Below are 26,531 nucleotides of genomic sequence, written 5' to 3'. Positions count from 1 at the left end.
CCACTGCTCTTATTGGCCAGATCAAAATTGGCTGAAGCCAGTACCTGTCTTCAGCCAATCAAAGATCAAAAGTTTTTGGGAAAATTTTTTTTGTAATATTTTTGAAAACTACGTTGACATCTACCGGAGTTAATCAGTAATAGAGCTTCTTTCCGTAAGCCAAAGATACAATTTACTTAATCTCGCAGTAAGAAATGCAGTCATGACAGATCTTTAGTTAGCAGTTTTTAGGGAACCTTATGTATTCATAAAAGTGTGGGAATTAGGTTTAACAAATTTAATCCTAAAAGGTATTGAGTAGTGTCATGCGAGCTGCCGTTGTTGTTTTAAAAAGACAAAGCTCAAAGCAAAATGCAAAAAGGCAGACCTTAATCGGAGGATCTGCCTTGTAATAATTGAGCATTGAAATGGTTCTTAGGCGGCTCTTAGCAAAGTGGCTTGCCTTTCACAAAAGCTAAGAACCGCCCGCTCAAAAATAAGCTAGATTAGCTTATTAGAACATGTAACGAACGTTGCCCATTACACCGAACTCATCAGCATTGGAAGAGCCAACATAGTTGGTGTTCAAGCCAACGGAGAACTTCTCACCATACTTAGCATCGATACCCATAGTTGCGCCATAAGTGAAGCTATCGAAAGCCTCAGAAGTTAAGCCAATGGTCTTGGTACCAATAAAGGTAGTATCAAGCTTAGTATCGGTATCGCCAGCGTTAGCAGTTAAGGTTAAGTCGAATACTGGCTTAATAGTCCAAGAACCAGCTACGATGTCCTTAGAGATGGATACGCCAAATGGGATAGCGAACATCTGCATGGTGTCTACATCAGTAGTAGCAACAGTGTAGCCATCAACCTTAGCATCATAACCATCAACTGCTAAACGAGTGTAACGTACACCTAAGTGTGGAGTTACGTCCATAGTAGCTACGTTGAGCTTGTACTCGCCACGTAAACTTAAGGTTACAGAGCTTGAATCGAAGGAAGCCTTAGCCTTAGAGAAGTCCTTGTGGTTAATGTTCTGCTCTACATCATTAGAAACCTGAGTAAAGCCAGCATCAGCTACTAAGCTCATTTGACCAAAGGTCATGCCTGCATATAGACCAAAGCCGAAGTAATCAGCATCATTAGATACTTGATCGCCAACGCCCTGACCATCAACAGAGGCGGAACCAAAGTTGAAGTAAGCACCAGCACGTACGCCAGACTCAGAGGTGAAATCACCACCTAATACTAAGCCAGTTAAGTCTGCGTCTACACCGTAGTCAACGCCATCAGCGTCGAAGTTATCAGACTCTAAGCTCTTGTAAACTGGGGATAACCATAAGCCGCCGCCCTGAGCATTGTTAGCAAATACTAATGAGCCATTAGGATTTGCACGAGACATACGCTCTACTACAGCATCATTAGCAGCCTGCTGTGCTAAGTTGGTTGCCTGAACAGCACCACCGTAAACAGCTAAACGTGCAGTCTCTTCAATTGCCTTACCGCCGTCCTGACCATTTACAGCACCAATGAATGCTACACCATTCTCATCACGGTTATTCTTGTAATTACCTGCCATTACGTCGTAGGTAAGATCCTTAACTGGAGTGGATTGGTTGTAAAGCTTGTCCTTAGCATCCTGTGCAATAGCAAAGGTTAAGCCCTTGTTAGCAGTATCTAAAGTACCAACTAATAAGCCATTAGCAGCCTCAATTGATACAGTACCGTTTGAGGTTAATTGACCATTTGTTAACTTAACAAAATCACCACCAAAAGCATCGGTCACATCAAATACAAGCTTAGAGCCATCATTTAAATGTAAAGTTGTCTTGGTTGTATTAGTTGTATCAGCAAACTGGATAATTTCCTTATTCTGTGAAGTGGCATTATCAAAGAGCTTACCAGTAATTACTAAACCAGTATTGGCTCCTAACTCTACCCAACCACCTTGACCATTTAGATCAGAAGTACCTGTCTTATCGCTAATCTTTTTAGATAAGGTATCAGTAGTACCAGTGCTATCTAAGAACACAGCATCGCCAGAAGCAATAGACATACCTTGGTCTAATACAATAGCAGAACCGAGTTTGTTCTCGATTAAGCTGTTGTTTGCATATAAGTAACCATTAGAACGTAATACTTCAAGGGCAGCGTCTGCGGTTAAGCCTACAGCAAATACAGAGTTCTTACCAACACCAATATCACCGCTAGCAGCTACATAAACAATATCCTCAGGAGCAGTACCAGTCTGATTAATAGCAGCTACAGAAGCAGGAGTGCCAAACTCTGGGTCAAGAATTAAAGAACCACCCTTTAAGTCTAAGCTCTTAACCTCTAAGAGACCATTATCAGCACCTTCACCAACAGCTAAGGTCTTTGTATCAGCTAATACTAAGGAATCAGCCTTTAAAGAACCAGTGATGCTAGAGTTATCATCAAGAGTTACGCTTGTAGCCTGTAAAGTACCACCTAAGTCTAAAGTCTTAGCATAGACATTCTTAACGTTTAAGGTGCTATCAGCAATTACGTTAACAGTGTCTAACTTGGCGGTAGAAGAGCCTAAATCGTTAGTTACAGTTACGTTATTCTTACCATCAACAATAAGCTTGCCGTTACCATCATTAGCTGCAACAACTTCCTTAATGGTACCAGTTGCTTCTACAGTTAAGATAGAGCCATTACCGAGCTTAACACCAGCATCTTGCTCACCAGTTGAGTCAGCAACAAGCTTGTTAGAACCATTACCATTTAAGGTGATAGCACCGCCATCCTTAATTGAAAGCTCGGTTTGGCCTTGGGCTAACTCAACAGTACCCCAATCATTGGAGCCAGCTACATCACCAGTTACACCAGTAACAGTATTGGTGTCGAATACACCAGCTGCACCAGTACCACTTTGAGCCTTATCAAAGGCTATATCAGCGTTCTGCTCAACACCTGAATTAATGGTTACACCAGAAAGCTCTAATAAACCAGTGTCGCCAATAAACTTGGTCTTGATTTCACCGAACTTAGTAAGGTCGATTGAACCACCAGATGCTTCATAACCAGTTAATACTAAGGTTGAGGAACCGTCGAGCTTAACCTTGCCTAAAGCAGAGCTCTTTTCAGCCTCAGCATACTTAACAGAAAGCTTAGAGTTGTCAGTTAATGAAACTTTATCTTGGACTGTCTTTACAGTGCCATCTACGGTGAGTAAAGAGCCATCAGTGATATTTAAAGCACCGTTGGTGTCAACTACTAAGTTCTTGATGGTAACATCAGCTGCATTTGCAAGATTTGCAGCACCGCTAGCACCTACATTTAATTCAGTGCCAGTTAAGTCCCACTTGCCATTGATGTTGAGGGTTCCTTCCTGGTCTTGAGTAGTTCCCTTTACAGTAATTTTCTCTACCTTAGTAACTTGACCATTGGTAGTGCCTGCTTGACCAAGAGTTAAAACACTCTTAGAGGTGCCACCAGAAACAATAACTTCCTTTAAAGAGGTCTCATTGGCAGAGGTTAAGCCATTTAAAGCTACTAAAGAACCAGAGGTTTGTGTGAAAGTATGTGCATCGCTAGATGTGCTTGGGGTTAACTTTAATACACCAGCTTTTACGGTGAACTTGTCAGCAGCAAAAGCAGAACCTAAAGTTACTGCACCATCAGCAGCAAGTTCAAGGGTCTTACCACTTGTAATGGCAAAAGTAGATTGAAGAGCACCAGTGTCAGATGCTAAAACTTTCTTAGTAAGGTCTAAATCACCTGTTACATTAGCAACAGAGCTCTCTTTAAACTCTACCTTAGTGCCGCTGGTTAAAGCGTTAAAGTTATCTGCACTTAAGTTAACCTTAGGAGCATAAATATTTACAGTACCGCCATTTACAATGGTGCCACCATTAGCGTTGAACTCACCAGTCTTGATATCGAGTGTACCGCTTGACTTAACATCAATCTTACCTTGGGTAAGAGTGAAAGTACCTTGGCCAGCTTGTAGTGTTGCAAGGTTAACTGTATTGGAAAGAGGGCCTGCAATGGTTAATGCACCAGTACCTTCAACAGTAAGTACAGAATCAGCGCTATTTACAACAATGTTTTGGCCAAGAATGAAGTCACCAGCACCCTTGGAGGTAAGCTTTGCACCTAAGAAGTTAACATAGCCACCACCGTGAGCACGTAATATTGCAGACTCACCAGAAGTGGTAGTTCCGCTCAAGTTAATGGTGCCGCCATTTAAATTGGCTACATTGGCAGTAATTACAGAACCGCTATTGAGCTTAATATCTGACTTGCCATTAATTTCAATTACGCCAGTACCTGACTGAGCGTTCTGAAGAACAGAAATGCCTGTATTGTCAGACCAGTCAGAGTTGGCTGCGGTTTCACTATTTGTGCCTAAAGTTACAGTGGCATCAGTTAATACAACTTTGTTGAACTGAATATGAGACTTAGTTGCTGATACAGTACCGCCATCAACCTCAAAAGTTGTAGTAGCATCATCAAAATTATGATCGTCTGCGATAGTACCAATAATACCTACGTGACCTACAGTTGTATTAGAAAGATCAGTAATAGTTAAGGTGCCGCCTTTCTCAACCTTTAACTTATTGCTAACCTGAAGGTTCTTTGCAACTTCATTGCTGCTTGTACCTTGCTTTAAGGTTAAAGTACCACCACTAGCAATAGTTAGGTTGTCGATATAACCTTGAGAATTACCTGCGGCAATTGCATCTACAGTTTGAGCATCGCTAACAGTAAATTCTGCTACTGGTTTGCTAGATGTGCCAGTTTTTAAAGCATCCTCAAGATCTGTTTCAGCAGCCTGAGCCTGACCAGCTGCTAAGCCCATGGTTACTACAGCGGCTGTGGCTAAACCCTTGAAGTATGCATTCTGGAAGATTGCACGGTATTGGGTCATTAAGAATTTAATGGCGTTGTTAGTTTGCTTCATTTCTTTAGAAATTCTAAATGAAAGGAGAAAGCTTTGTCTTGTTTAGGTTTGCTTTATCAGGTAGCTACAAAGACTTTTAAATTGCGGATAGTGGAGGGTACTAGCCTCCAAAGCCAATGTAGTTTTGCTGATTACTTTGATTTGGGCTATCAAGAGGTAGTTTAAGATAGATCATTCCAATCAAAGGTTAGCAAAAGGATAAAGCATGCGGCTATTTAAAGCCTATGCTCATGAAAGTGCGTACATGAGTAAAAAGGGACGTTGGATTAGAACAAAGTCTATTAGAGGATTGTCCCAGACCAAAAGACAGCTTAAAGCTGGGCTATCTTAAGGGAAGACACTTGGGCAAAGCTGTTGTTTTATCCTATGGCTTAAAGGTTCCATGTAAAATCATAGAAAAGGGCCATAGATCGCTAACTATCGATTGTTATGGGGTCTATTTGAACCTGTTCTTAGGTTAAGCTCAACAACCTGCTTTGTTGGTAAAGACAAAACTTGCGGAAAGGATAATAGCAATGAAAACAGCACTACCATTATCTATGCGATTTATTACAGAAAGGAATAAAAATTCTACGAAAAAAAAAAGCATAAACTATGCCTAAATTGTTTGCAAAATAAAAAGAACATTATCAAGTGAGTTAATCAGTAATAGAGCCTCTTTCCGTAAGCCAAAGATACAATTTACCTAATCTCATAGTAAGAAACACATCCATGACAGATCTTTAGGTAGCAGTTTTTAGTGAGCACGATGGATGCCTAAAAGAGCTGGGATTAGGTTTCATAAATTTCATCCTCAAAGTTATAGAGTAGTGTCATGCGAGCTGCTGCCATGGTTTTAAAATGACAAAGCTCAAAACTCAACGCAACAAAGTAAAAAGGCAGACCTTAATCGGAAGATCTGCCTTGTAATAATTGAGCATTGAAATGATTATTAGGCGGCTCTTAGCAAAGTGGCTTGCCTTTCACTAAAACTAAGAACCGCCCGCTCAAAATAAGCTAAAGCAGCTTATTAGAACATGTAACGTACGTTACCCATTACGCCGAACTCATCAGCATTGGAAGAGCCAACATAGTTGGTGTTCAAGCCAACAGAGAACTTCTCACCATACTTAGCATCGATACCCATGGTTGCGCCATAAGTGAAGCTATCAAAAGCCTCAGAGGTTAAGCCAATGGTCTTGGTGCCTACGAAGGTGGTGTCGAGCTTAGCATCGGTGTCACCTGCGTTAGCAGTTAAGGTTAAGTCAAATACTGGCTTAATAGTCCAGGAACCAGCTGCGATGTCCTTAGAAATGGTTACTCCAAATGGTACAGAGAACATCTGCATGGTATCGAAGTCAGTGTTAGCAACTAAAATACCATCAGCCTTAGCATCGTAGCTATCAACAGCTAAACGAGTGTAACGTACACCTAAGTGTGGAGTTACGTCCATAGTAGCTACGTTGAGCTTGTACTCGCCACGTAAACCTAAGGTTACAGCGGAGCTATCAACATCAGCCTTTACCTTGCTTACCTTAGCGCTTGGGGTCTGCTCGATATCATTTGATACCTGAGTGAAGCCAGCATCAGCAACTAAGCTCATCTGACCGAAGGTCATACCAGCATAGAGACCGAAGCCGAAGTAATCAGCATCATTAGATACCTTATCACCAACGCCCTGACCATCAACAGAAGCTGAACCAAAGTTGAAGTAAGCACCAGCACGTACACCAGACTCAGAGGTGAAATCACCACCTAATACTAAGCCAGTTAAGTCAGCGTCTACACCGTAGTCAACACCATCAGCATCAAAGCTGTCAGACTCGTGGCTCTTGTAAACTGGGGATAACCATAAGCCACCGCCCTGAGCATTGTCAGCAAATACTAAGGAACCATTAGGATTTGCACGGGACATACGGTCTGCAACAGCATCAGTAGCAGCTTGTTGTGCTAAGTTGGTAGCCTGAACAGCACCACCATAAACTGCTAAACGAGCAGTCTCTTCAACAGCCTTACCGCCATCTAAACCAGTCATGGTCTGGATGTACTGAGTACCAGCCTCACCTAATACAACCTCACCCTTGGTGCCCTTTAAGGCTGCAATAGCAAGATCTTGTACTGGAGCAGACATATTAACAGCCTGCTCACGGAGCTTATCCTCATCTAAGGTAAAGCTAATTTGAGAGCCGTTTAAAGTACCATTTAATAAGCCACCAGCAGCGGTAATTACTACACCATTGTCAGTTGCTGCTGTATCAGAGTTAGAAATAAGAACCTTATCTTGCTCAGATAAAGCAGACTCAAAAGCGATTTTTGAATCTTTCTCTAAAGTTACTGCTGCACCAGTGCTATTAGCAAACTGAATTACTGCCTTATTACCATCTAACTTGGATGATAAGTTATCTGTTACAACTAATGCAGAGTTTGCACCTAATGAGAAAGAGTTATTGGTAGTTAAAGCGCCAGAAAGTGCAGCATGATCTGCTGTAGAATCTAATAATACCTTACCATTTGTTGGAACATAGAGAGACTCATTAGCAACTAAAACAGCACCGTTAGTTTGCTTTAAGGCTTCGCCATTGAAGAAATCTAACTTGGTTAATAAGGCCTTGGCCTCATCAGCGGTGGTACCAACTGCTAAGATAGAGTTCATACCAACACCGATATCACCATTAGCAGAAACTACATCCTTGGTAGTATCAGTTACGTCCTTTAAGGCAACGATAGTTGATGGCTGATCGTAAGCTGGGTCAAGTAATAACTTACCACCCTTAAGATCTAAGGTGCCAACCTCTACTAAGCCAGTATTTGCGCTATCACCAACGCTTAATACAGAGCTAGTACCAGAGAGGGTTACCTTGTCGGCAATTACAGTGTCAGAGACAGTAATGCTGCCAGCAGTAATGTTTTGAGCCTGAACTAAGCCATTAGCCTCTAGCTTAGTGGTAGCAGAAATATCCTTGGTAGTAGAAACTGCACCATCAACTACTAAGTTGTTAGTGTAGATATTACCAGTAGTGGATAATTGACCGCCTTGAACATTTACTTCGCCTAAAGCTAAGGTTGAAGAACCAATGTCGCCAGTAACAGAAAGGTTAGCATTTACTAATGCCTTGCCCTTTTGATTCTCAGTGGCTGTAATAGTTGCTAAAGTACCATTACCTACAACACTTAAAGTTGCATCCTGGGTAAGAGCAACACCACCATTAGTAGTGCCGTCTTTCTTGGTTACAAGTTCACCACCTACACCATTTAGGGTTACAGAAGCACCGCTAGCAATTTCTAAGTTGTCCTTGGTGTCGGCTAACTCAACAGAACCCCAAGAATTGGAGCCACTTACAGCAGCGTTAGCACCTACAATGGTCTTATCCTCGTAAATACCACTTACACCAGAGTTGCCTTGTGCGGCGGTAAAGTCAGCAGTATCGCCAGTGATACCTGCTTCCTTATCAGATAAGGACGCGCCAGCAATCTCAACCAAGCCTTGGCCATCAGCGCCTAATAAAGCTTTCTTGATAGCATCTAACTTAGCTTTCTCAATTACACCTTCTGCACGGCCAGTAAGAACAATCTTAGAAGTGCCGTCTAACTTGAAGTTCTTAATAGTGCTGTCACTTACAACATCACCACTTGTAACCTTAGAGTATTGTGCACTTACTGAGGAGTTGTTCTTAAGATCTACACCATTAGCAGCGCCATTCTTAACAGCATCAGCAACAGTTAAGTTAGAACCATCTAAAGCTAACTTACCTTTTGCTTGAACATCAACACTCTTGAAAGTTAATGCATCAACGCCCTTTAAGTTAAGAGTACCGCCGCTCTGTAATACAACAGCAGTAGTGTCTAGACCAGACCACTTACCTTCAATGTTTAAGGTAGCGGAGTTGTCGGTGGCCTTTACAGTAAGAGTCTCAATGCCAGAAATGGTACCTGCGGTAGCATCGGCGTTTACTAAATTGAAATTAGCAGCAGCGCCGCTAGAATCAACAGTAAATCCCTTGGAGCCAGATAAGCTCTTAGCTACATTAATAGTGCCCTTATTCTGGGTAAAGCCCTCACCAACCTTTAAAGTATCAGTATCTAAAGATAACTTCTCTACATCAAACTTCTTACCTAAGGTAGTGTTGCCAGCATCTAAGGTAAGGTTACCAGTTAAGGTAAGCTTACCGCTTTCTGCAGTGCCACTAGCATTTAAAACATCCTTAGTAAGGTCTAAGTCATCAGTGATATTAATGGTAGCATCACGCTTAACATCAAACTTACCAGCAACAAACTGATGTAAGTTCTCATTGGTCATAGTGGCAGTAGAAGCATATAAGTTCACTGTGCCAGAGTTGGTAATCTTGCCACCAGTAATATTTAAGGTGGTGGCGGTATCCTCACCATAGCCAAAGTTTAAATTCTTACCAGAGGCAATCTCTAAGGTAACATTGTTAAGAGAGATTGAACCTGCATTGGCTGGAGCTGTTGAATCACCACTTACACTCTTGTAAAGGTCATAGCTTGAACCAATAGTTAAGTCGCCACTGCTTAGTTTAATAGTAGAGTCTTTAATAGAAATAGACTTGCCGTGTAAAGCATTGGTAGCACCTGATACATTTACAACAGCCTTATTCTGAATCTTAAGCTCTTTAGCGCCAGATAAGTAGGTTAAGTTATCAGTGTTTTTATTTACATTAGAATGATTGCCATTTAAAGCAATAGTACCGCTATCTACAGAAAGCACACCAATAGAAGTGATATTGGTAGCAGTATCTAATGTAGCAGTCATATTGGTTAATGAGCTGTTAGCGTTGCCGCTGTAGATAGGCTTAGAAGAGGTTTGAATACCACCTTCACCATAAGCAGTTAAGTTAGTTGAACCAACACCGCCTGAGGTAAGAGTAATAGTGCCGTTTTGAAGAGCAAAATCAACAACACCAATATTGCCACCTGATAGGGTTAAAGTACCGCTATTGGACTCAAAGCGACCTACATATGGAGTTTGCTGCTTATCGTTATCGTGGCCTAAAAGGATTGAGCCACCAGATACTATGAGTTCAGCATTATTAACAGTTAAATCACCCTTAGCAAATAAATCACCGCTAGTGGTTACCTTGCCACCAGTGACAGTAATGCCTAGAGCATATTTATTTGAAGAAGCATCTAAGGTTTGATCACCAGAAGTAACTTCGATTTCTACAGCTTCAGCCTTATTAGCCTTTAACTCACCAGTCAAACCATCGGCAGCCTGAGCCTGTCCAGCGGACATAGCTACAGTTACGAGGGCAGCGGTTGCTAAGCCCTTGAAGTAGGCATTGTTGAAAATAGCACGGTATTGGGCCATTAAGAATTTAATGGCGTTATTAGTTTGCTTCATTTCTTTAGAAATTCTAAATTAAGAAGAGAAAGCTTTGTCTTGTTTAGGTTTGCTTTATCAGGTAGCTACAAAGGCTTTTAAAATTGCGGATAGTGGAGGGTACTAACCTCCAAAGCTAATGTAGTTTTTGCCCAGTGACTTTGAGTGAAGCTATCAAGAGGTAGTTTAAGATAGAGTATTCCAATCAAAGGTCGGCAAAGGATAAAGCATGCGGCTTTTTAAAGCCTGCGCTCATGAAAGTGCGTACATGAGTAAAAAGGGACGTTAGATTAGAACAAAGTCTAGTAGAGGATAGTCCCCGACCAAAAGAAAGCTTAAAGCGAAGCTATCTTAAGGGAAGACACTTGGGCAAAGCTGTTGTTTTATCGTATGGCTGTAAGTTCCATGTAAAATCATGAAAATAGCCAATATAGCTAACAAAATAGTTTGCTTTTGTTAAGCTCAACAACCTGCTTTGTTGGTAAAGACAAAACTTGCGGAAATGATAATAGCAATGAAAACACCACTGCCATTAATTATGCGATTTATTACGGAAGGGAATAAAAATTCGACGAAAAAAAAAAGCATAAACTATGCCTAAATTGTTTGCAAAATAAAAATAACAGTATCAAGTTAGCAAATAACAAATAGAGCATCTTGCCGTAAGCCAAAGACACAATTTACTTAATCTCACAGGAAGAAACATAGCGATGACAGATCATTAGTTAGTAGTTTTTAGTGCGCACGATAACTTTCCTAAAGTGCTGCTATTTGGTTTCATAAATTTAAAGCTTTAACCAATGTTGGTTTAACGTAATAATGCTCAATCTTCAGGTGAAGAGAACTGTTGAGAAATCCTGTTTTGCTAGACATAAAGTCAATAACAATCAGTGTTTTGTAGATCTTTTGAGAGCAGTCTGGATAGATTTCATTTTGTCATTTAAGCCATGAACAATTGGCTTTTTACAAAACATTAGGGGCGGGCGATAATGGTTGTGTGCTGTAAAAAACTTCCCTCATAGTGAATACATTTGGTCTCAAAACAACAATCATAAGAATATGCAAGAGTAGCTAACAGCAACATAGTGTACAGAAAGCAAACAAACCCCTAACTAAAGCTATTTAGTTAGGGGCTTGAGAGTTAATAGTTAGCAACTCTAGCAGTGTGGCTCTTAGCTATGAGTTTTGCTTGGTGATTTGGGCTTTTGTTTTAGCGTCTTGCTGGTCGCAAAAGTTGCAATACTCAGTATCCTGCTTACCAAAGATAGCTAGAACATGATAGTTTGAGAGATTCTTGGCTCTTAGCACATTATTCTTTGCACCACCCAAAATTACAAAGCGTTTAGGCAAGGCCTGTAAATCATTAGGGGTAATACCTTTTCTCTTATTCTGGAGTGTATTAGCTAAAAGTTCATTAAGCTCTTGGCTACCAATACCAAAAACATGAAGCTTATTACTGTCAAAGCCATGCTTAAAGCTCTGGTCAACCTCATTCATATTGCCTTTTGCTAAGAGTTTTGAGGCTCTCATATTGGCCCTAGCAATAGGATCAAGTATAGCCTCATCAATTTCTGACTCAGTATTTTCAGCCTCAGTACTATCAGAGTTATTTTCATCAGTCTCGCCATCACCCTCATTAGAGTTTGCAGCACTCTTATTAGTGGCATCACTTGGAGAACTATCAGAGCTATTGCATGAGCCATAATCATCCTCATTAGAGGCATCACTCTCTTGATTGGAAGTAGTGTCCTTAATAGGAGTGCAAGGCTTGCCATTAGTAAATTCAACATTGGTTGGTATGTCTTCGAGCAACATTTCATCGAAAGCTGAATCTTCATTATCAGTATCGATATCACTGTCAATGTCGTCGTAGTCACTTTGATAAAGAGCCTCTAATTCCTCTTGAGCCGCTAATTCTTGCTCTATAGCTAAATCATCATCATTGGTAGAAGCATCAATAGTCTCATTAGCATTATTAGTGCTGGATTCTGCTTGCTTTTCAACAGGGTCAATACCTGTAAAGGTCTGAAAAATCACAGCAACTGGTTTGGCCTCACTGCTATTACTGGTGTTGCTGTCATTGCTAACATTAGGGGAGTTAACTGCTTTACCCTCATTAGAGCCCTTTTGCTTTTCATTGCTTGAGGATCTGTTGTTAGCTTTAGCACTGCTATTATCTACAGTGTTAGCTGAATCGACCTCCACTTTATCACCTGTATCAGCAGTAGCTTCACTTGCACTAACATCATGGCTAACACTATCTGTAGTACTGTTTGCTTCTGCAACTGTAGTTTTAGTGCTGGATTGCTCGTTGTTAGCAGAACTGTTGCATTGAGCCTCCTGCGATGTACTACTTGGTTTTATGCCGCTGTCATTGCCATTAGCACGGTTGTTGTTAATAGCTTTATCGCTGCCAACATCTCTTGAACTGTTGCTACTGGTAAGGTCGCTACCATTGCTACTGCCGCTGTCGCTGGCTTTGTTGTTGCCAATGCTACCCTTGCTATTGTTGTTGCTAAGGTTATCTTGCTGGGCTTTATTAGATTCAGTAGCAACGCTAGAGTTGGCAGTGGTTGCCTGTTTTGTAGCGTTATTGGCATCATCCTTGTTTTCTGATGCTGCTTCTGAGGCTACAGCTAAGTCTTTTGCAGTAGGGGAATCCTTAGAAATAGCGGTGCTGGCCTTAGAAGCAATAGCAATAGCAGTAGCTGCCTTACTTTGAGTAGAGCTTTCTAACTTATTGCCGCTTGGGGCCGCATTAGAGGACTGAGATTGTAGGGCTACAGTAGCGTTAGAGCTATCAAGCTTGGTTGAGTTCCGCTCAATTTGCTCTGAGCCTTTATCATTCATGTTAGTTAAGTAAGAGCAGTTTAGCTCTTCAAGAATGGTGCTGGCATCTAAGTCATCAACGTCTATACCTTTTGATAAAGCCAGGGCAAAAGGAACAACTAAACTTTCATTACCTTGAGCTCTAGCAGCTTGAATAGCTTTTTGTCTCATTTCGAAAGATAAGCTACGGTATTGAGAAAAGTGCTGATCAGCTATGAGAATTTGCTCAGGCACAGCTGTAACGGTCTTCTTAAGAAGACTATTGTAAGTATCGGTATCATACAACAGCTCATTATGAACAGTAGGAGTTAGATCGGTTCCTACTTTGTTGTAGTAAACATAAGGGAGACACTTAACCATAACAGGAAAGTTAATATGTGGTGGAAAAGGCTCAGGGTGATAAAGGGCTTTTATCTCTGGCTCATTCTTCAGGATTTGAATACATCTCCTAATAGCACCAGGAGAAACTAGAAACATGGCACCAGCTAAAAAATCACTCATATCATTTTCAATGGCTTGATAAGCAATATTAAGGTAGTATTCCTCAGATCGAGCAGGATAGACGCTTAACTCTTTAAGAGCTTTTAGTTTGCCCTCACCATGAATCATGTAGACATAGCGCAAGTGCCTATTTTGATTTCGAAGAAGATTATGATATTTAAATTCTGTTGCAAAAGCAGGGATCTGTTTGATAAATTCAACCACTTGGTCATAATCATCTTTACTAGTAAACATGCAAATAATCCTTTGAAAATAAGGTCGCCCTAGGCTGAGTTAAGCTTAAAAACAAGGGCACAAATATTAATGGGTTAAACATGGCTCAAGAATACTCACTGATGGCTATCAGCTTTTTCTCTAGCGTAAAAATCAGTCTTTAAACTACCTAAGCACCAGCAAAGTTGCTTATAGGTTGTGGTCACCAAGAGCAAATTTAGCTGCTGTAGCAGTAGCAGTAGTAGTAGTGCTTTCTTATTACTTTCTGTTTAAAGCTTTGGTCATAGCTTCCTTTGTGCTCCCATTTAGCAAATTAAGAGGATTAAGATGCTTAAGTGCTAAAAGAGTAATAAGAGCTTGGGCTTATTGTTTAAACAACAAAGAGCTATGCTTACTCGTCACTACAAACATAGCTAGTGCTTCCATATTTAAAGGAAGTTTTGATAGGTGGTTTTTCCTTCTTTGCTGCCTTAGTGCTCCTTGTGGAGGAGCGTTTCTTTGCTTGAGGTGGCGGACAATCATCACTATCTAAAATTGCTTCATCATCTTGAGTTAAGAATGAGGAGGATGAAGATGAATGCTGGTGCTGGGCAGCCAATTGCTCTTCCAGAGCTAAGCCTTCCTTTAAAGCATTAGAGGCTTGCTCATTAATAGCCTTATTGAGGTTATCTTTGATATTCATACGCAAACTAATACGATCCTTATTAAGCTTAGTAAAGACCTGATCCTCGCCTTCAAAAAACATAGCCACATCAAAGCAGGAGCGATCAATAGCCTCTAAAAAGTTATCAATAGCACCTCTACGAACGACAATGCGAGTGGGCAAGTCTTTAATCTTGAATGCTCGTTCAGTTAATTGCTTAGTAGAGACAATACTCTTAGAAATAAAACTATTAAGAGCCTCTGAGGTAATACCAAACATTTGGATACGACGGCAATCTATGCCTGCTCGTAAACCTTGAGTAAGAACAGGGGATATTTTTTCCTCTGGTTCTTGTTTTGTTGTTAGTGCCATATTAATTAACACCTCATTATTCATAAGTACCAAAGTACCAGTCTTATGCGCTTTAGTGGTCAGAACTTGCTTACAAGTCCAGACCCCAAGCACACTATTGTTGTTAGTGATTGTTTGTTGCTAAACAACCTAATCCTGCTTAGGAGGTCTAGGCCAAAAAGCAAGGCCTAGACACGGTGGTACAAAAAATCTGTAAGTTTTGCCAAGCAACGCCCCAATCCATCCCAGACTTAGTCCTAAAGTTAATTAGGAGGTCTAGGCCCAAAAGTAAGGCCTAGACACGGTGGTAAATTAAATCAGTAAGCTTTGTTAAGCACAGCCCCAATCCCAATCCCAATCCTAAAGGTAATTAGGAGGTCTAGGCCCAAAAGCAAGGCCTAGACACGGTGGTATAAATAATCTGTAAGCTTTGCTAAGCACTTCTCAAATCCCAGTCTCAGTCCTAAAAGTGATTAGGAGGTCTAGGCCCAAAAGCAAGGCCTAGACACGGTGGTATAAATAATCTGTAAGCTTTTCTAAGCACAGCCTCAGCTCCCCAGACTCAGTACTAAAAGTAATTAGGAGGTCTAGGCCCAAAAGCAAGGCCAAGACACGGTGGTATAAATAATCTGTAAGCTTTGCTCAGCACTGCCCCAATCCATCCCAGACTTAGTCCTAAAATCAATTAGGAGGTCTAGGCCCAAAAGCAAGGCCTAGACACGGTGGTAAATTAAATCTGTAAGCTTTGCTAAGCACAGCCCCAGTCCCAGACTCAGTCCTAAAGTTAATTAGGAGGTCTAGACCCAAAAGCAAGGCCTAGACACGGTGGTACAAATAATCTGTAAGCTTTGCTAAGCACAGTCCCAGTCTTAAAGTTAATTAGGAGGTCTAGGCCCAAAAGCAAGGCCTAGACACGGTGGTATAAATAATCTGTAAGCTTTGCTAAGCACTTCTCGAATCCCAGTCTCAGTCCTAAAAGTGATTAGGAGGTCTAGGCCCAAAAGCAAGGCCTAGACACGGTGGTAAATTAAATCAGTAAGCTTTGTTAAGTACAGCCCCAATCCATCCAAGACTCAGTCCTAAAATTAATTAGGAGGTCTAGGCCTCAAAGCAAGGCCTAGACACGGTGGTAAAGTAAATCTGAAAGCTTTGCTAATCACAGCCACAATCCCATTCTCAGTCCTAAAGGTAATTAGGAGGTCTAGGCCCAAAAGCAAGGCCTAGACACGGTGGTAAATTAAATCTGTAATCTTTGCTAAGCACAGCCCCAATCCATCCCAGACTCAGTCCTAAAAGTGATTAGGAGGTCTAGGCCCAAAAGCAAGGCCTAGACACGGTGTTATAAATAATCTGTAAACTTTGCTAAGCACAGCCCAATCCATCCCAGACGCAGTCCTAAAAGTGATTAGGAGGTCTAGGCCCAAAAGCAAGGCCTAGACACGGTGGTATAAATAATCTGTAAACTTTGCTCAGCACGGCCACAATCTCAGACTCAGTCCTAAAGTTAATTAGGAGGTCTAGACCCAAAAGTAAGGCCTAGACACGGTGGTATAAAAAATCTGTAAGCTTTGCTCAGCACAGCTCCAGTCCATCCCAGACTCAGTCCTAAAAGTGATTAGGAGGTCTAGGCCCAAAAGTAAGGCCTAGACACGGTGGTACAGAAAATAAGAAATCTTTGCTAAGCACAGCCCCAATCCATCCCAGTCTCAGTCCTAAAAGTGATTAGGAGGTCTAGGCCCAAAAGTAAGGCCTAGACACGGTGGTATAAAAAATCTGTAAGCTTTGCTAAGCACTTCTCGAATCCCTGTCTCAGTCCTAAAGGTAATTAGGAGGTCTAGGCCCAAAGCAAGGCCTAGACACGGTGGTAAATTAAAGCTGTAAGCTTTAGAGCTAAGAGCCAGGATGAGCCTTGGTTGTGAGTGCAACCTCAGCTCATCTGGTGGTTGGTAGCTCCTGTTAGCCAGGATGAGGCTTACTTAATAATGGTGGCTTTATTAGTCAGCTTAGGATTGTCTTATGTTGTATAAGATGTAATTGGCCAAGTCCAAAGTAAGCTCCTCTATTAAAGGGTTGTTAATACCTAAGTTAATAATGGCCACATCTGATCCAAAGTCGCAGCCAATAAGGCGTAAATCAATGCCTTTTACAATGACCAAATCATCACCTACAGCAATAGCAAACCATGAGTAATCTCTATTGCTCATATAGGTCTCAGAGAGTTTTTGTACTTGCAAATGAGTTTTAAAGTCACTCTTACAAGAACTAAATTGCTCGGATAAATGGCCATAGCAATAGTTTTGATAAGCCATATTTAAGGTGCTAAGAGCTCGTGAGCCTTGTTCGAGCAACACGGTATTGCCCTCTACATAGAGATCTGAGCCCAATTCGTTAACACTCAAAGAACGCCTTGCACTCTTAAAGATACGTACTGCCCAGTGGTATTGCTCTTTTTGTAAGTCTTTAATGCGCTTATTCTTTAAAAGCTCATTTTGTTTTTGGGTATTGAACTTATAAAGATGTTCGCCATTAAGAGCATTGCTGTCATTACCTGAGTAAGCAAAGCTTCCATCCTCTTTCATTTGTTCTCTAAAAGAACGTACGCTGTTATGGATAGGACTGTGATTATTCTGGCTGTGGTCTTGCTTATTAGCATCAAGAAGCTCTTGTAAGATTTGAGTTCCATTAGGATCTGATAAGCCAGGCTTTAAGTTGTGTGCTGGGCCTTGGGTATTATTAAGATGCAAGCTTGTAGCTAAGCTGTTGCTATCATTAGCACTGGTTCCCTGTTCATTGCAAAGGCCCATGCTTTGGCTAGAGTCTGTGCTGGTCTGGTCAGCATTAGTTTTGGAGCAGCTTTTATCTGAGCTTTGACCACTGCCATTATCCTCGCTTGAGCCATAGCCACTGCTTAAGTTTGAGTTTGCGCTTAAGCTTGGGCTTGATTGATTTATGGCTGCTGTGGAGGCCATAGATGGTGCCTTGGGAGTGATTTCTTGCCATAGGTTGTCAAAGTCACATGTTGGGGCTGCCTGGGACTTAGCTTGAACTTTTGCTTTGGCGCTATTGAGGTTATGGCCTGATGGTGAGAGGTCAAAATCACTGCTTAGATCTATGCCTTGCTCTTGGGCCAGCATTTGAATGCGGGCAATTTGCATTTGGGCTAAAGCGTCAGCACGTAAGCGAGACTTTACTAGCTCTATTACCATTTGAGCAGCAAAGTTCTTTAAGTACATATTGGATGTTTTAGTTATTTGAGCACTATTGATGCGATCATGAGAGGCAACAAAGAGATTAATAGGATGTGATTTATTGGCTAGCACAGCATCAAGGTTAAACACCTGATAAATAAGTGCTACCAAATCAGGGCACATGGAGGACAATAAGCGCACTCCTGAGAACATGCTACTGGTGTGGCTGTGCTCCTCTTTAGAACGAGAGGTAATGTAGCGCAGATACAAGTACTTAGTCTGAGTCTGCTCAGCAAAGTTAGCCAAAGTCTCTAAATGAGGGTTATAGCGCTCGCCACGGTCATTAAAGATTTCCATATCATGAATCAGCTTGCCTAAATCATGAGCAAAGGAGAAAAAGATTAAAGACAGCTGTACTATGAGGTCGAGTTGATAACGATCAAAGCGGCCAATATTATTGTTTTGAGCTTCCATACGAATTTGGTTAATTAAGCCTGAGAAAGTATCTTTTCTTTGCTTAGTGACAGTACTGTTATAGTCATTTAAGCTGCCTTGGCTTAAATTTAAGTCACAGATCTTTTTGACAAAGGCATCTTCAAATAAGGATCGCTTAATATTGCCCATTTCCTTTTCATAGGCCTCGGCAGTGGAGGTGGCACCAATAAGATTGGCACCTAAACCCACTAGGTAAGGATCCTTGCCCGACTCTAAAGCAACATCAATATTGGTATTAGAGTCACTATAGGCACTAGCAAGCTGTGCTATTTGCTCATCTTCTACATAGGTAAGTAAGCCAAAGGCTTTAGCTCTTTGTAAGAGGTTAAGGCTATCCCAATTATCCATAATGGCTTGATCGCCATTAAAGAGGCTACTTGGGTTGTTTTGTACGTGCTTGAGCTGGCTAAGTGCAAGAGTGGTATCGCAATTGCCACTGCCAGTGCCATTGTCATCGCCCGCACCTGCTACCCCAGAGGCGGCAATACCAGCAATAGCACTTGAGGCTACACCAGTAGTAGTAGTAGTAGACGCAGAGTTAGTAGCAGCAGTATTAGTGCCTGCACCAGCACCAGTGCTTACAGCATTGCTGGTACTTTGCTTTTGGTCGTCATCAAAAATAGTGGCCAGACTCTCAATAGGGCCATCGGCAAAACTCTGGTCAAGCATGATGCCCATGGTCTTAGCTAAGTCGGCATATTTTTGGTCTGGGGAGCTATTAGTATTAAGGACTTCTAAATTTAAGTCGGTATTTAAACCATCATTAAGCTCATCATCAATAAGGCCTAAGCTTTCTTGAAATTTTTCATAACTGCTTTTTACCTTGTTTTCTAAGTTAGCTTGCTTTTGGATGTTGGCAAGGTAGGCTGCCTCGGCTTGCTTTTTAACCTTTCTTTGCTCGGTTAAAGAGGCAATAGTATTAGCTACAGTAACTTTGGCATGGGCAAAATTACTGTAGTCCTCAATACAGTCGTTAGCAATTTGTAAGTTGTGACGAATTAAGCCACCAATATCATCATGATGATGGTACATAGAGGCTGGGGCAATGGAGCAGCAACGTACCATGGCTTTAATTAAAGGAATTAAATAGCAATTAAGCTCCTCAGCTGAGCCATCAACACGACGCAATAAGGTGCTAATTTCACCTTGGTTAGCACGAATAAGCTCACCCTCACTAACAGCATCAAAACGCAAATAGCCTTCATTAGCTATGTTATAGAGGCTATGAATTAACTGATAAGAGTGGTTGCCTGCATGCATAGGATCAAGCTCTGGGAGCATAACCTCACCAGGGCCAAGTTTTGCCTGTCCATGCTGACCTACTACTTGTTGCCATAAAGAGCTTTGAGTAATAGGGCACTGTGCTTTTAAGGCAGCTCTTTGGGCAGTGCTAAAAGGGCCGCTGCTACAAGTACTCTTTTGGATATCATTAAGCTCATCTTCCTTATTGCTTAATATTTCATCAGTAGCTTTAGTATCAACCTTAGTAATAGTCCCATATTTATCTTTAGCATAAGCAAAGGTGGTACAACCTAAGGAATGAACCCCAGTACAGCTATTATCATCACTCTTTACTCTTGGTGTGTTATCTGAGGTGTGATGATCACAGCAGTTATTTAATAAAGTACGGCCAGAGCCATTAAGGGAACGAGCCTCCTCCACAGGCAACCCCAACTCGTCCTGCTGATAAGCCCCCAAAGCAGATGCCATATGCTGGTTATGGAGGTTAGAATCAGCATTTAAAGTAGTACTACAGCCGTTATCAGTACCTAACTTATGATTGCTAGCTAAAGCCTGAGAATCATGGTTATGAGCCTCAAGGGAGCTGCAAAGCTCCCCTTCAGCCTTGATAGCTCTTACTCCAGTACCTGCACCAGCAGCAGTAATAGCACCTGCTCCATTACAGAATTTAGCTCCATCATAGGCAGTAGCATCAGTGCCACCAGCACCACCAGCTCCAACACCATAAGCAGTGCCAGCAGTGCCAGCTGGTAGGCTATTGCTGTGATTGTGGCTCTCCATAGGGTTGGCTCTGCTATTGTTGATGAGCATGCCATAAGCACTATCGCTATTACTGTAGCTTAAGTTGGCTACTTGGTTAAGACAGTGATTGCTATGGTAGTTACTATTGCTATTGTGGCTGTAAGCTGGGGAGCTGTAGCCAAACTCACTCTCAAAGCTTGCTCCTTGGTCATAGCATAAGGACTGAGCTGTGCTGCTATAGCCTGGGTTAGAGTTAGAGTATTCTCTTGGGTCGAGGCTAGAGCTAGAGTCAATGTAGCAGCCGTTGCTATTGCTATTGCAGCTATTGCTATTGCAGCTATTGCAACTGCTGCTGTTGCTGTTGTTGCTGCCATTGCTACTATGGCTGTGGCTGTTGCTAGTGCTGTAGAGGCCAGTATTGTAGTAGCTGCTGGTCAGAGGGATACTGGTGCTGGTAGCGGCTGCACAGTTAGTTATAGGGGTAGGGGCAATAGTAGTAGCACTATTATCAGCATTGGTAGTGACACTATGGTCTTCATGGTTGCTAGTTGCTGGGGTAGCTTTGGAGCTGAACTGTTTACAAATTTTAGTTAAATATGACAAATGCTTGTTCATATTGATCCTCTTTGGGAAATGGTTAATGGTTAAGGCTTGGGAGCATAAAGAAGAGCACCTAGGATGATTAATCTAGGGCTTGCTTCTATTGCTCTTTTGTCTTTGGTGGTTAATCACAGCTATTGCTAGCAGGTATAGGAAACATTGAACTTAATGGCTGCTTGATCTTCTGCAAAGACAGGCATGGTGCCCAGACCATGGCTCATGTCTAATTCCAGCTTGAGGCCCTCATAGCTGATATTGGCTGTGAGACCTGCACTAGAGGCTTTTTCACCTACATAATCGTGGTTATATACGTGGGCTGTCTCAATATGTGCTGTAAGGCTTAGTTCAGGTAGCTCACTTGGGAAGTACTTAAGCTCGTTTTTCCAAACTACGCCACCATCACCACTGATATCACCAAATTCATAGGCTCTAAGACCTGTAGAGCCACCTGCTAAGAAAGTGTCAGAACCATCTGGGCTCTGGTTAGCCATTTGATAAGTAATGGCTGTTCGGGCATACCACTCATTAGTAAATTTATAGCCCAAACTTACTTTGCCCTCTAAGGTTAGATAGGTGCGGTCTTCCACCGCACCCCACTCGTCATCACAATAAACACGGGTGGCTAAGAGCTTAGTTTCGTGATCAAAAAGCCAATCACCTAAATAATTAAAACCACTAAAACCTGCATAGCCTGACCAAGTATGCTTTTTAAACTCCAAGTCAAAGTTACGGTACTCATCGATTAAATTACGATAACGCACACCTGCTTTGAGGTTAAACATAGAGTTTTCAGTTCTAAGTACAGGCTCAATGACATAAGCATCAACGCTCAAAGAAGTGCCCTGAGCACCTAACTCACGATAAAAACCACTAAGCTCATAATCGCTATAGCACAGGTCTAAGCCCATTACTGTAGGGTGAGAGTTTATAGGTAGGAGGTAGCTTAAAGAGTAGTTATTTTGCTTCTCATTAGAACGAGCATAGCTAAGGAGCAAACGATCGGCACTGCCTGTAGGACTTTGAATCTCAACTAAGCCACCAAAGCGATAACGTCCTGCACTCTTATTACCCTCGTTATCAGCAAAGAGGGCAAAGCTAAAGCGATCTTGGGTAGGGGCTACAGTAAAATCAATGTCTTTTAATAAGCCATGGGGATCGGCATTATTAGCCTCTCCTAACATAGAAAAAGTACCTAAATCGGCCAACTTTCTAATCTGACTATCAAGTTCCTCAGTAGTGACATCCTTTCCTGATAAGTCAGTAATACCACTCATTAAATAGGCAAGGTAGTCATCTGACACCAATGACTTATTCTCAATATTAAAGTTATTAAATTTTGGGTTAGCAATTACAACATCAACCACGCCATTATCAATGGTCTGAGCAGGTAAATAAGCTCTTGCCAAGGCAAAACCATGGTCTTGATAATAAACAGATAAAGAATCAAGCATGTTTTGTAAGGTAGAGGCATTAACCTCCAAGCCTTTTAAATGATCAATACTATGATATGCAGCCTCAGTAAAAGCATGGTTATCCATCTTTGGAGCATCAGTAATCTTAATATTGAACAGCACAACCCCAGCTCCATTATCTCCATTGCCAGTACTACCAGCAGTGCCAGCACCAGCACGAGCAGCAGCACCTGCTGCCCTGCCATATAAAGCCTGTTCATTACCATAAGCAACAGCAGCTAAGCTTTGCTCAGCCATATCATTAAATCTTCTGTGCACGCCCCCTGTCTTAGACATGTAAGCACCCACAGCATTATCGCTATGAGCCACTAAAGCACTATCTTGACCTGCAGCCACGGCTACAACTCCCAAGTCGTTAGCATTAGTAGTTAAAGCATTATCTCTAGCCGCAGCAGAGGTAGTGGTAGAGGCATTGGTAGTGTTAGTGGTAGAGGAAGAAGATTGGTTCGAGGCCGAGGCTGAGGCTAAGGCTAAAGTTCCCTCCTCGTCCTTGCAAGTTTGAATGTGATCAGGGTTGTGCTCTTGCTTAAGAGAGTTAAAACAAGAGTGGAGAAAGCTACAGCCATGATTGTTGATTAAAACTTGGGACTTGGCATTATCAACATAATCATGAACTACTTTTTGGGAGGCTAATAAAGTAAATTTAGCTAGAGCCTCTTGCTCTACCAAGTTAATACGACTTTGAGGGTTGATAAGATAATGGTAGTTAAGATAATCAAGCTGGTAGTTATCTTTTAAGTAATCACTAAGGGAGCTATCTGTAATGGCATTAATCTTTGGACAATCACTGTAGTTTTCTTGATACTCAGCTACTCTAAGGTGAGGTACTTTTCTCTCTCCACTTAAAGACTGGCTCTTGCCATCCAAAGATACATAGCCATTAGGGCTATAAGATAGCTCTTGGGTAGAGCTCTTAGAGCTATAAGAGCCCTCAAAGAGATCTTGGGCAAAAGTAAGAGCCTGATAGTCCCACAAGAGGCAAGTACTCAGGCCTAATAACATAAGAGTGATAGAACGTGTAACAGAAACAATAAAAGACATAATAAAGTCTCCAATAAAAAAACAAAAAAAATTAAAAAGCCCATCCGTACTAACAGATGGCATTTATCTGAACCTTGCTAGTAAGAGAGCTGTAATTAACAGCTAAGCTATCGTTAGCAAAATTTCGTGCTTATCATTAAAACACCGTGTTTTTGCGGTTTTGTTGACATCAGCCCCCCTCCTTAATAAGGTGGTCAAAAAAGTGTTGAGTGAACTAAACAAAAGCCGATATTTATCAGAAAATACAAGACTCCAAGCAGCTTACGCAGCTATTCTTTGCCAATCAGCAAATCCGATAAATATCAGTTATGTGCTTCACCTAAGATCAAACAAAACAGCTTCCATCAACTTAAAAACAGTAAAAACTCCTCAAAAAAGTTGAGTGAAAAGCAAAAATATTTGCCTTCTTTGCAAAATTCATTTTTAAAAAGCTGATATTTATAAGGAAACGAAAATTTAGTTACCTTTATTTTTACGATACAGATCACAAAATGGTTCCCTCAAAAATATATCTAGGTTTAACCACCTAATATTTGAGTAAAGCCACCACAGTCCTAACCTAGGCAAGCTGTGCTAAACCCTTTGCAACTAGCAACTAGTAACCAGTGTTGGGCACAGCAGTCTCTTGCTTGCTTGCTCATGCCCTGCACCACTTATGACTTATGGGTACCAGACAGGAAGCCACACAGGCACAACAATTAAGCAAAGCAGAACCAACCAGTAAAACAAGTCAGCAAAAGAATTAAGCTGGCAATGCAAATAAGTAACTAACTAACTAAGAGAGCAGTTAGCTTGGTAAACTCACCATGCAACAGTACCAAGCTAAGAGCTCAGCAAGTTTGTTGTTTAGGCAGTGGTCAAGCTGAGCCTTGCTCACAGTTAGAGCCTCTTCTTTAGAACTTAGTGCCAGCTGTTCTGTGGCCTTTGTTAAGTGCCTAAGGATTGGCTCGGAGCCTGCCATTGGCATGGCTCTGGCTCTGGCTCTGGCTCTGGCCCTAGCCACGGCCATGTCCTACGTCCTGTGACTGGGCTTAAGATGGGGCCCAACTAGCAAGTACCACAAGTATTGCTATTCCCATGACCCATATCCTTACTGGCACTCTCTAAGGGGCTTGCTCTATCAGCCTGTAAGGCCGAGCTCAGTGTGCTTGAGTGGTAGATAGCTCTCTTGTTAATGCTCTCGCTTATGCTTACGCTAGGGCTAGAGCTATAACTTGGGCTGTGATTAGCTCTTGAGTTGGTGCTCTTGCCTGTGCTCTGGCTAGGGCTTATGACAGAGCCTTTATTAGGGACTGGGGCTGAGTGTGAGCCTAGTTTTGAGCCTGAGCTGTTTAGAGCTGGTGCTTTACTGTGAGAGTTGGGCTGTGCTTTAGTGTGGGCCCCTAACACAGTATTGTTCTGATTAGAATTAGTAGAGGTAGCTGTAGGGTAGAGTTGGCTACTCTCTACAGTAGCAGTGCTATGGGCAAGGGCAGTTAAATTGCTATCGCCCTTATCAAGAGGAGCTTGCTTAGGAGCTTTAGGTAAAGCATCCCTAGTTCCTGTGGTTAAATTAACTTCATCAAGGCTGGATAAGTAGTCTTCTAACTCCATCTTTTGGGCAAGACGCTGCTCTAAAGAGTTGTGGTTGGCAATAATACGATTACGTCTTACATCAGATAATGTATGAGGCTGCCATAAAATGTCAGAACGCTCATCAGCATGCTTTTGCTCTAGAGCTTGTTGCTCACGGACAAATTCCTCAGAGGCTGATGGATGGGCCTGAGACTGTGAGGAGGTGGCTGTCTTACTATTAGAGCTAACTAAGGTAGTACTAAGAGGAAAATCTCTTCCCCATTCCTGGGCATAGCTAAAAGAGTGAGAGCTTAAGAGTAAGCACCCACATAAGAACAAACGAGTACCTTTAACTTTAAAAAACATAATCAAACCATAAAGTTGTTAACAATCATTAAAACTAAGCAGCCATCATCAAAGAACCAGATGCTGCCCGCCCCAATCCCTAATCCTCCTAGCAACGAACCACGGCCCAAATCCCAGACCCAAGACCTTTAAAAGGCCAAGGTCAGGGCTCATGGCCCAAAACCCAAAAACCAAGACCTAAGGCCCAAGGCCTTTGAAAAGGCCAGTGCTCTGGCTCACACCAGATCACCATATAGAGGCTGGGGCTCTGAGTTTGATTAGAGCCCCAAGCTAAAGCTGAGGCCTGGCACAAGCTCTGGCTCTGAACCATAGGCTGTTGGCCCTAGGTTTGGGCTATAGGCCACAGCCTTAGTCATAGGCCCTGGACGGGGGCATTACTAGCAAGGCTTAGTACTTAGGATTAAAGCATTGAGTTTTTTCAAAATTGTCAGCAAACGCCTGAGCACAGAGTAGTGTCTTAAAGAAGTGGCAAAAAAGTGTTGAGTGAAGTGATTAAAAGCTGATATTTATCGCAAAGAAGTGAGGTTGATTAGTAATGTTGTCAAGGATGGTATAAAAAGAACAAAGTCGATAAATATCATGTTTATTGCTTTAGCTAGGAGTAAGGCTTGCCTCTATTTAGGCTCAAAAACACCCAAATTCCTTTAAATAGTTGAGTGAAAAGCTAAATCTTTTTGCTTTATGAGCAAAGATAATTTTTTAAAAGCTGATATTTATCAGAAAGTGATAGTTTGACTTTGTTTAATTGTGTGAGAGAAATCACAAATTTTTTCGCTCAAAAAACAAGGGTAATTAAACAGGTGAAATTTGAGTTAAAGCCTTTGGTGTTAAACGGCTTGCAAGCTTGCAAATAGGTGTTAGTTCATAAGTCAGGGCATAAAGAGCAAGCAATTAAGCAATAGTAAGTAAGTAAGCTATTAAGTCAGCAGGCCCTTATCGATGGTACCTAACAGATTAAGACAATAAACTTGGGATTTTGCTCTAAGAGGACTGGATTTTAAGGGTGTGGTGCCATTCATAAAGCAAAAATCACACAAAACTCTTACCGAACTAGTATGAACCAAACGCT

At 41.7% G+C, this 26,531-nt stretch carries 7 protein-coding genes; all 7 read right to left on the bottom strand.

From position 1 onward, the window contains the following. Positions 1 to 493: 493 nt before the first annotated feature. Entirely contained in the window at positions 494 to 4,909 is a 4,416-nt protein-coding gene (locus MXE38_RS05720) for an autotransporter domain-containing protein (protein ID WP_246913062.1), read from the bottom strand. A 1,009-nt stretch (positions 4,910 to 5,918) separates the two neighbouring features. Then, entirely contained in the window at positions 5,919 to 10,247 is a 4,329-nt protein-coding gene (locus tag MXE38_RS05715; RefSeq protein WP_246913061.1) for an autotransporter outer membrane beta-barrel domain-containing protein, read from the bottom strand. A 1,155-nt stretch (positions 10,248 to 11,402) separates the two neighbouring features. Continuing rightward, positions 11,403 to 13,790, bottom strand: a complete 2,388-nt coding sequence (locus tag MXE38_RS05710) for a hypothetical protein (protein ID WP_246913059.1) — start codon at positions 13,788 to 13,790, stop codon at positions 11,403 to 11,405. Between the two features lie 370 nt (positions 13,791 to 14,160). Further along, positions 14,161 to 14,784 carry a hypothetical protein gene (locus MXE38_RS05705; protein WP_246913057.1) on the bottom strand — a complete coding sequence of 208 codons (624 nt, stop codon included), beginning with the start codon at positions 14,782 to 14,784 and terminating at the stop codon, positions 14,161 to 14,163. 1,982 nt (positions 14,785 to 16,766) lie between these two features. Next, entirely contained in the window at positions 16,767 to 21,044 is a 4,278-nt protein-coding gene (locus MXE38_RS05700; protein ID WP_246913054.1) for a TraI domain-containing protein, read from the bottom strand. Between the two features lie 125 nt (positions 21,045 to 21,169). Beyond that, positions 21,170 to 23,542, bottom strand: a complete 2,373-nt coding sequence (locus MXE38_RS05695; RefSeq protein ID WP_246913052.1) for a ShlB/FhaC/HecB family hemolysin secretion/activation protein — start codon at positions 23,540 to 23,542, stop codon at positions 21,170 to 21,172. A gap of 1,047 nt (positions 23,543 to 24,589) precedes the next feature. Continuing rightward, positions 24,590 to 25,462 (bottom strand): hypothetical protein, encoded by an 873-nt coding sequence (locus tag MXE38_RS05690; protein ID WP_246913050.1) that lies wholly within the window; start codon positions 25,460 to 25,462, stop codon positions 24,590 to 24,592. Positions 25,463 to 26,531 lie beyond the last annotated feature (1,069 nt).

This window comes from Anaerobiospirillum sp. NML120448 (assembly GCF_023050945.1).
Taxonomy (GTDB): domain Bacteria; phylum Pseudomonadota; class Gammaproteobacteria; order Enterobacterales; family Succinivibrionaceae; genus Anaerobiospirillum.
This window is presented reverse-complemented; position numbering and strand designations above follow the sequence as displayed.

Coding starts and splice junctions, on each gene's coding strand:
- MXE38_RS05720 (WP_246913062.1), bottom strand. CDS start 4,909: ATGAAGCAAACTAACAACGCCATTAAATTCTTAATGACCCAATACCGT.
- MXE38_RS05715 (WP_246913061.1), bottom strand. CDS start 10,247: ATGAAGCAAACTAATAACGCCATTAAATTCTTAATGGCCCAATACCGT.
- MXE38_RS05710 (WP_246913059.1), bottom strand. CDS start 13,790: ATGTTTACTAGTAAAGATGATTATGACCAAGTGGTTGAATTTATCAAA.
- MXE38_RS05705 (WP_246913057.1), bottom strand. CDS start 14,784: ATGGCACTAACAACAAAACAAGAACCAGAGGAAAAAATATCCCCTGTT.
- MXE38_RS05700 (WP_246913054.1), bottom strand. CDS start 21,044: ATGAACAAGCATTTGTCATATTTAACTAAAATTTGTAAACAGTTCAGC.
- MXE38_RS05695 (WP_246913052.1), bottom strand. CDS start 23,542: ATGTCTTTTATTGTTTCTGTTACACGTTCTATCACTCTTATGTTATTA.
- MXE38_RS05690 (WP_246913050.1), bottom strand. CDS start 25,462: ATGTTTTTTAAAGTTAAAGGTACTCGTTTGTTCTTATGTGGGTGCTTA.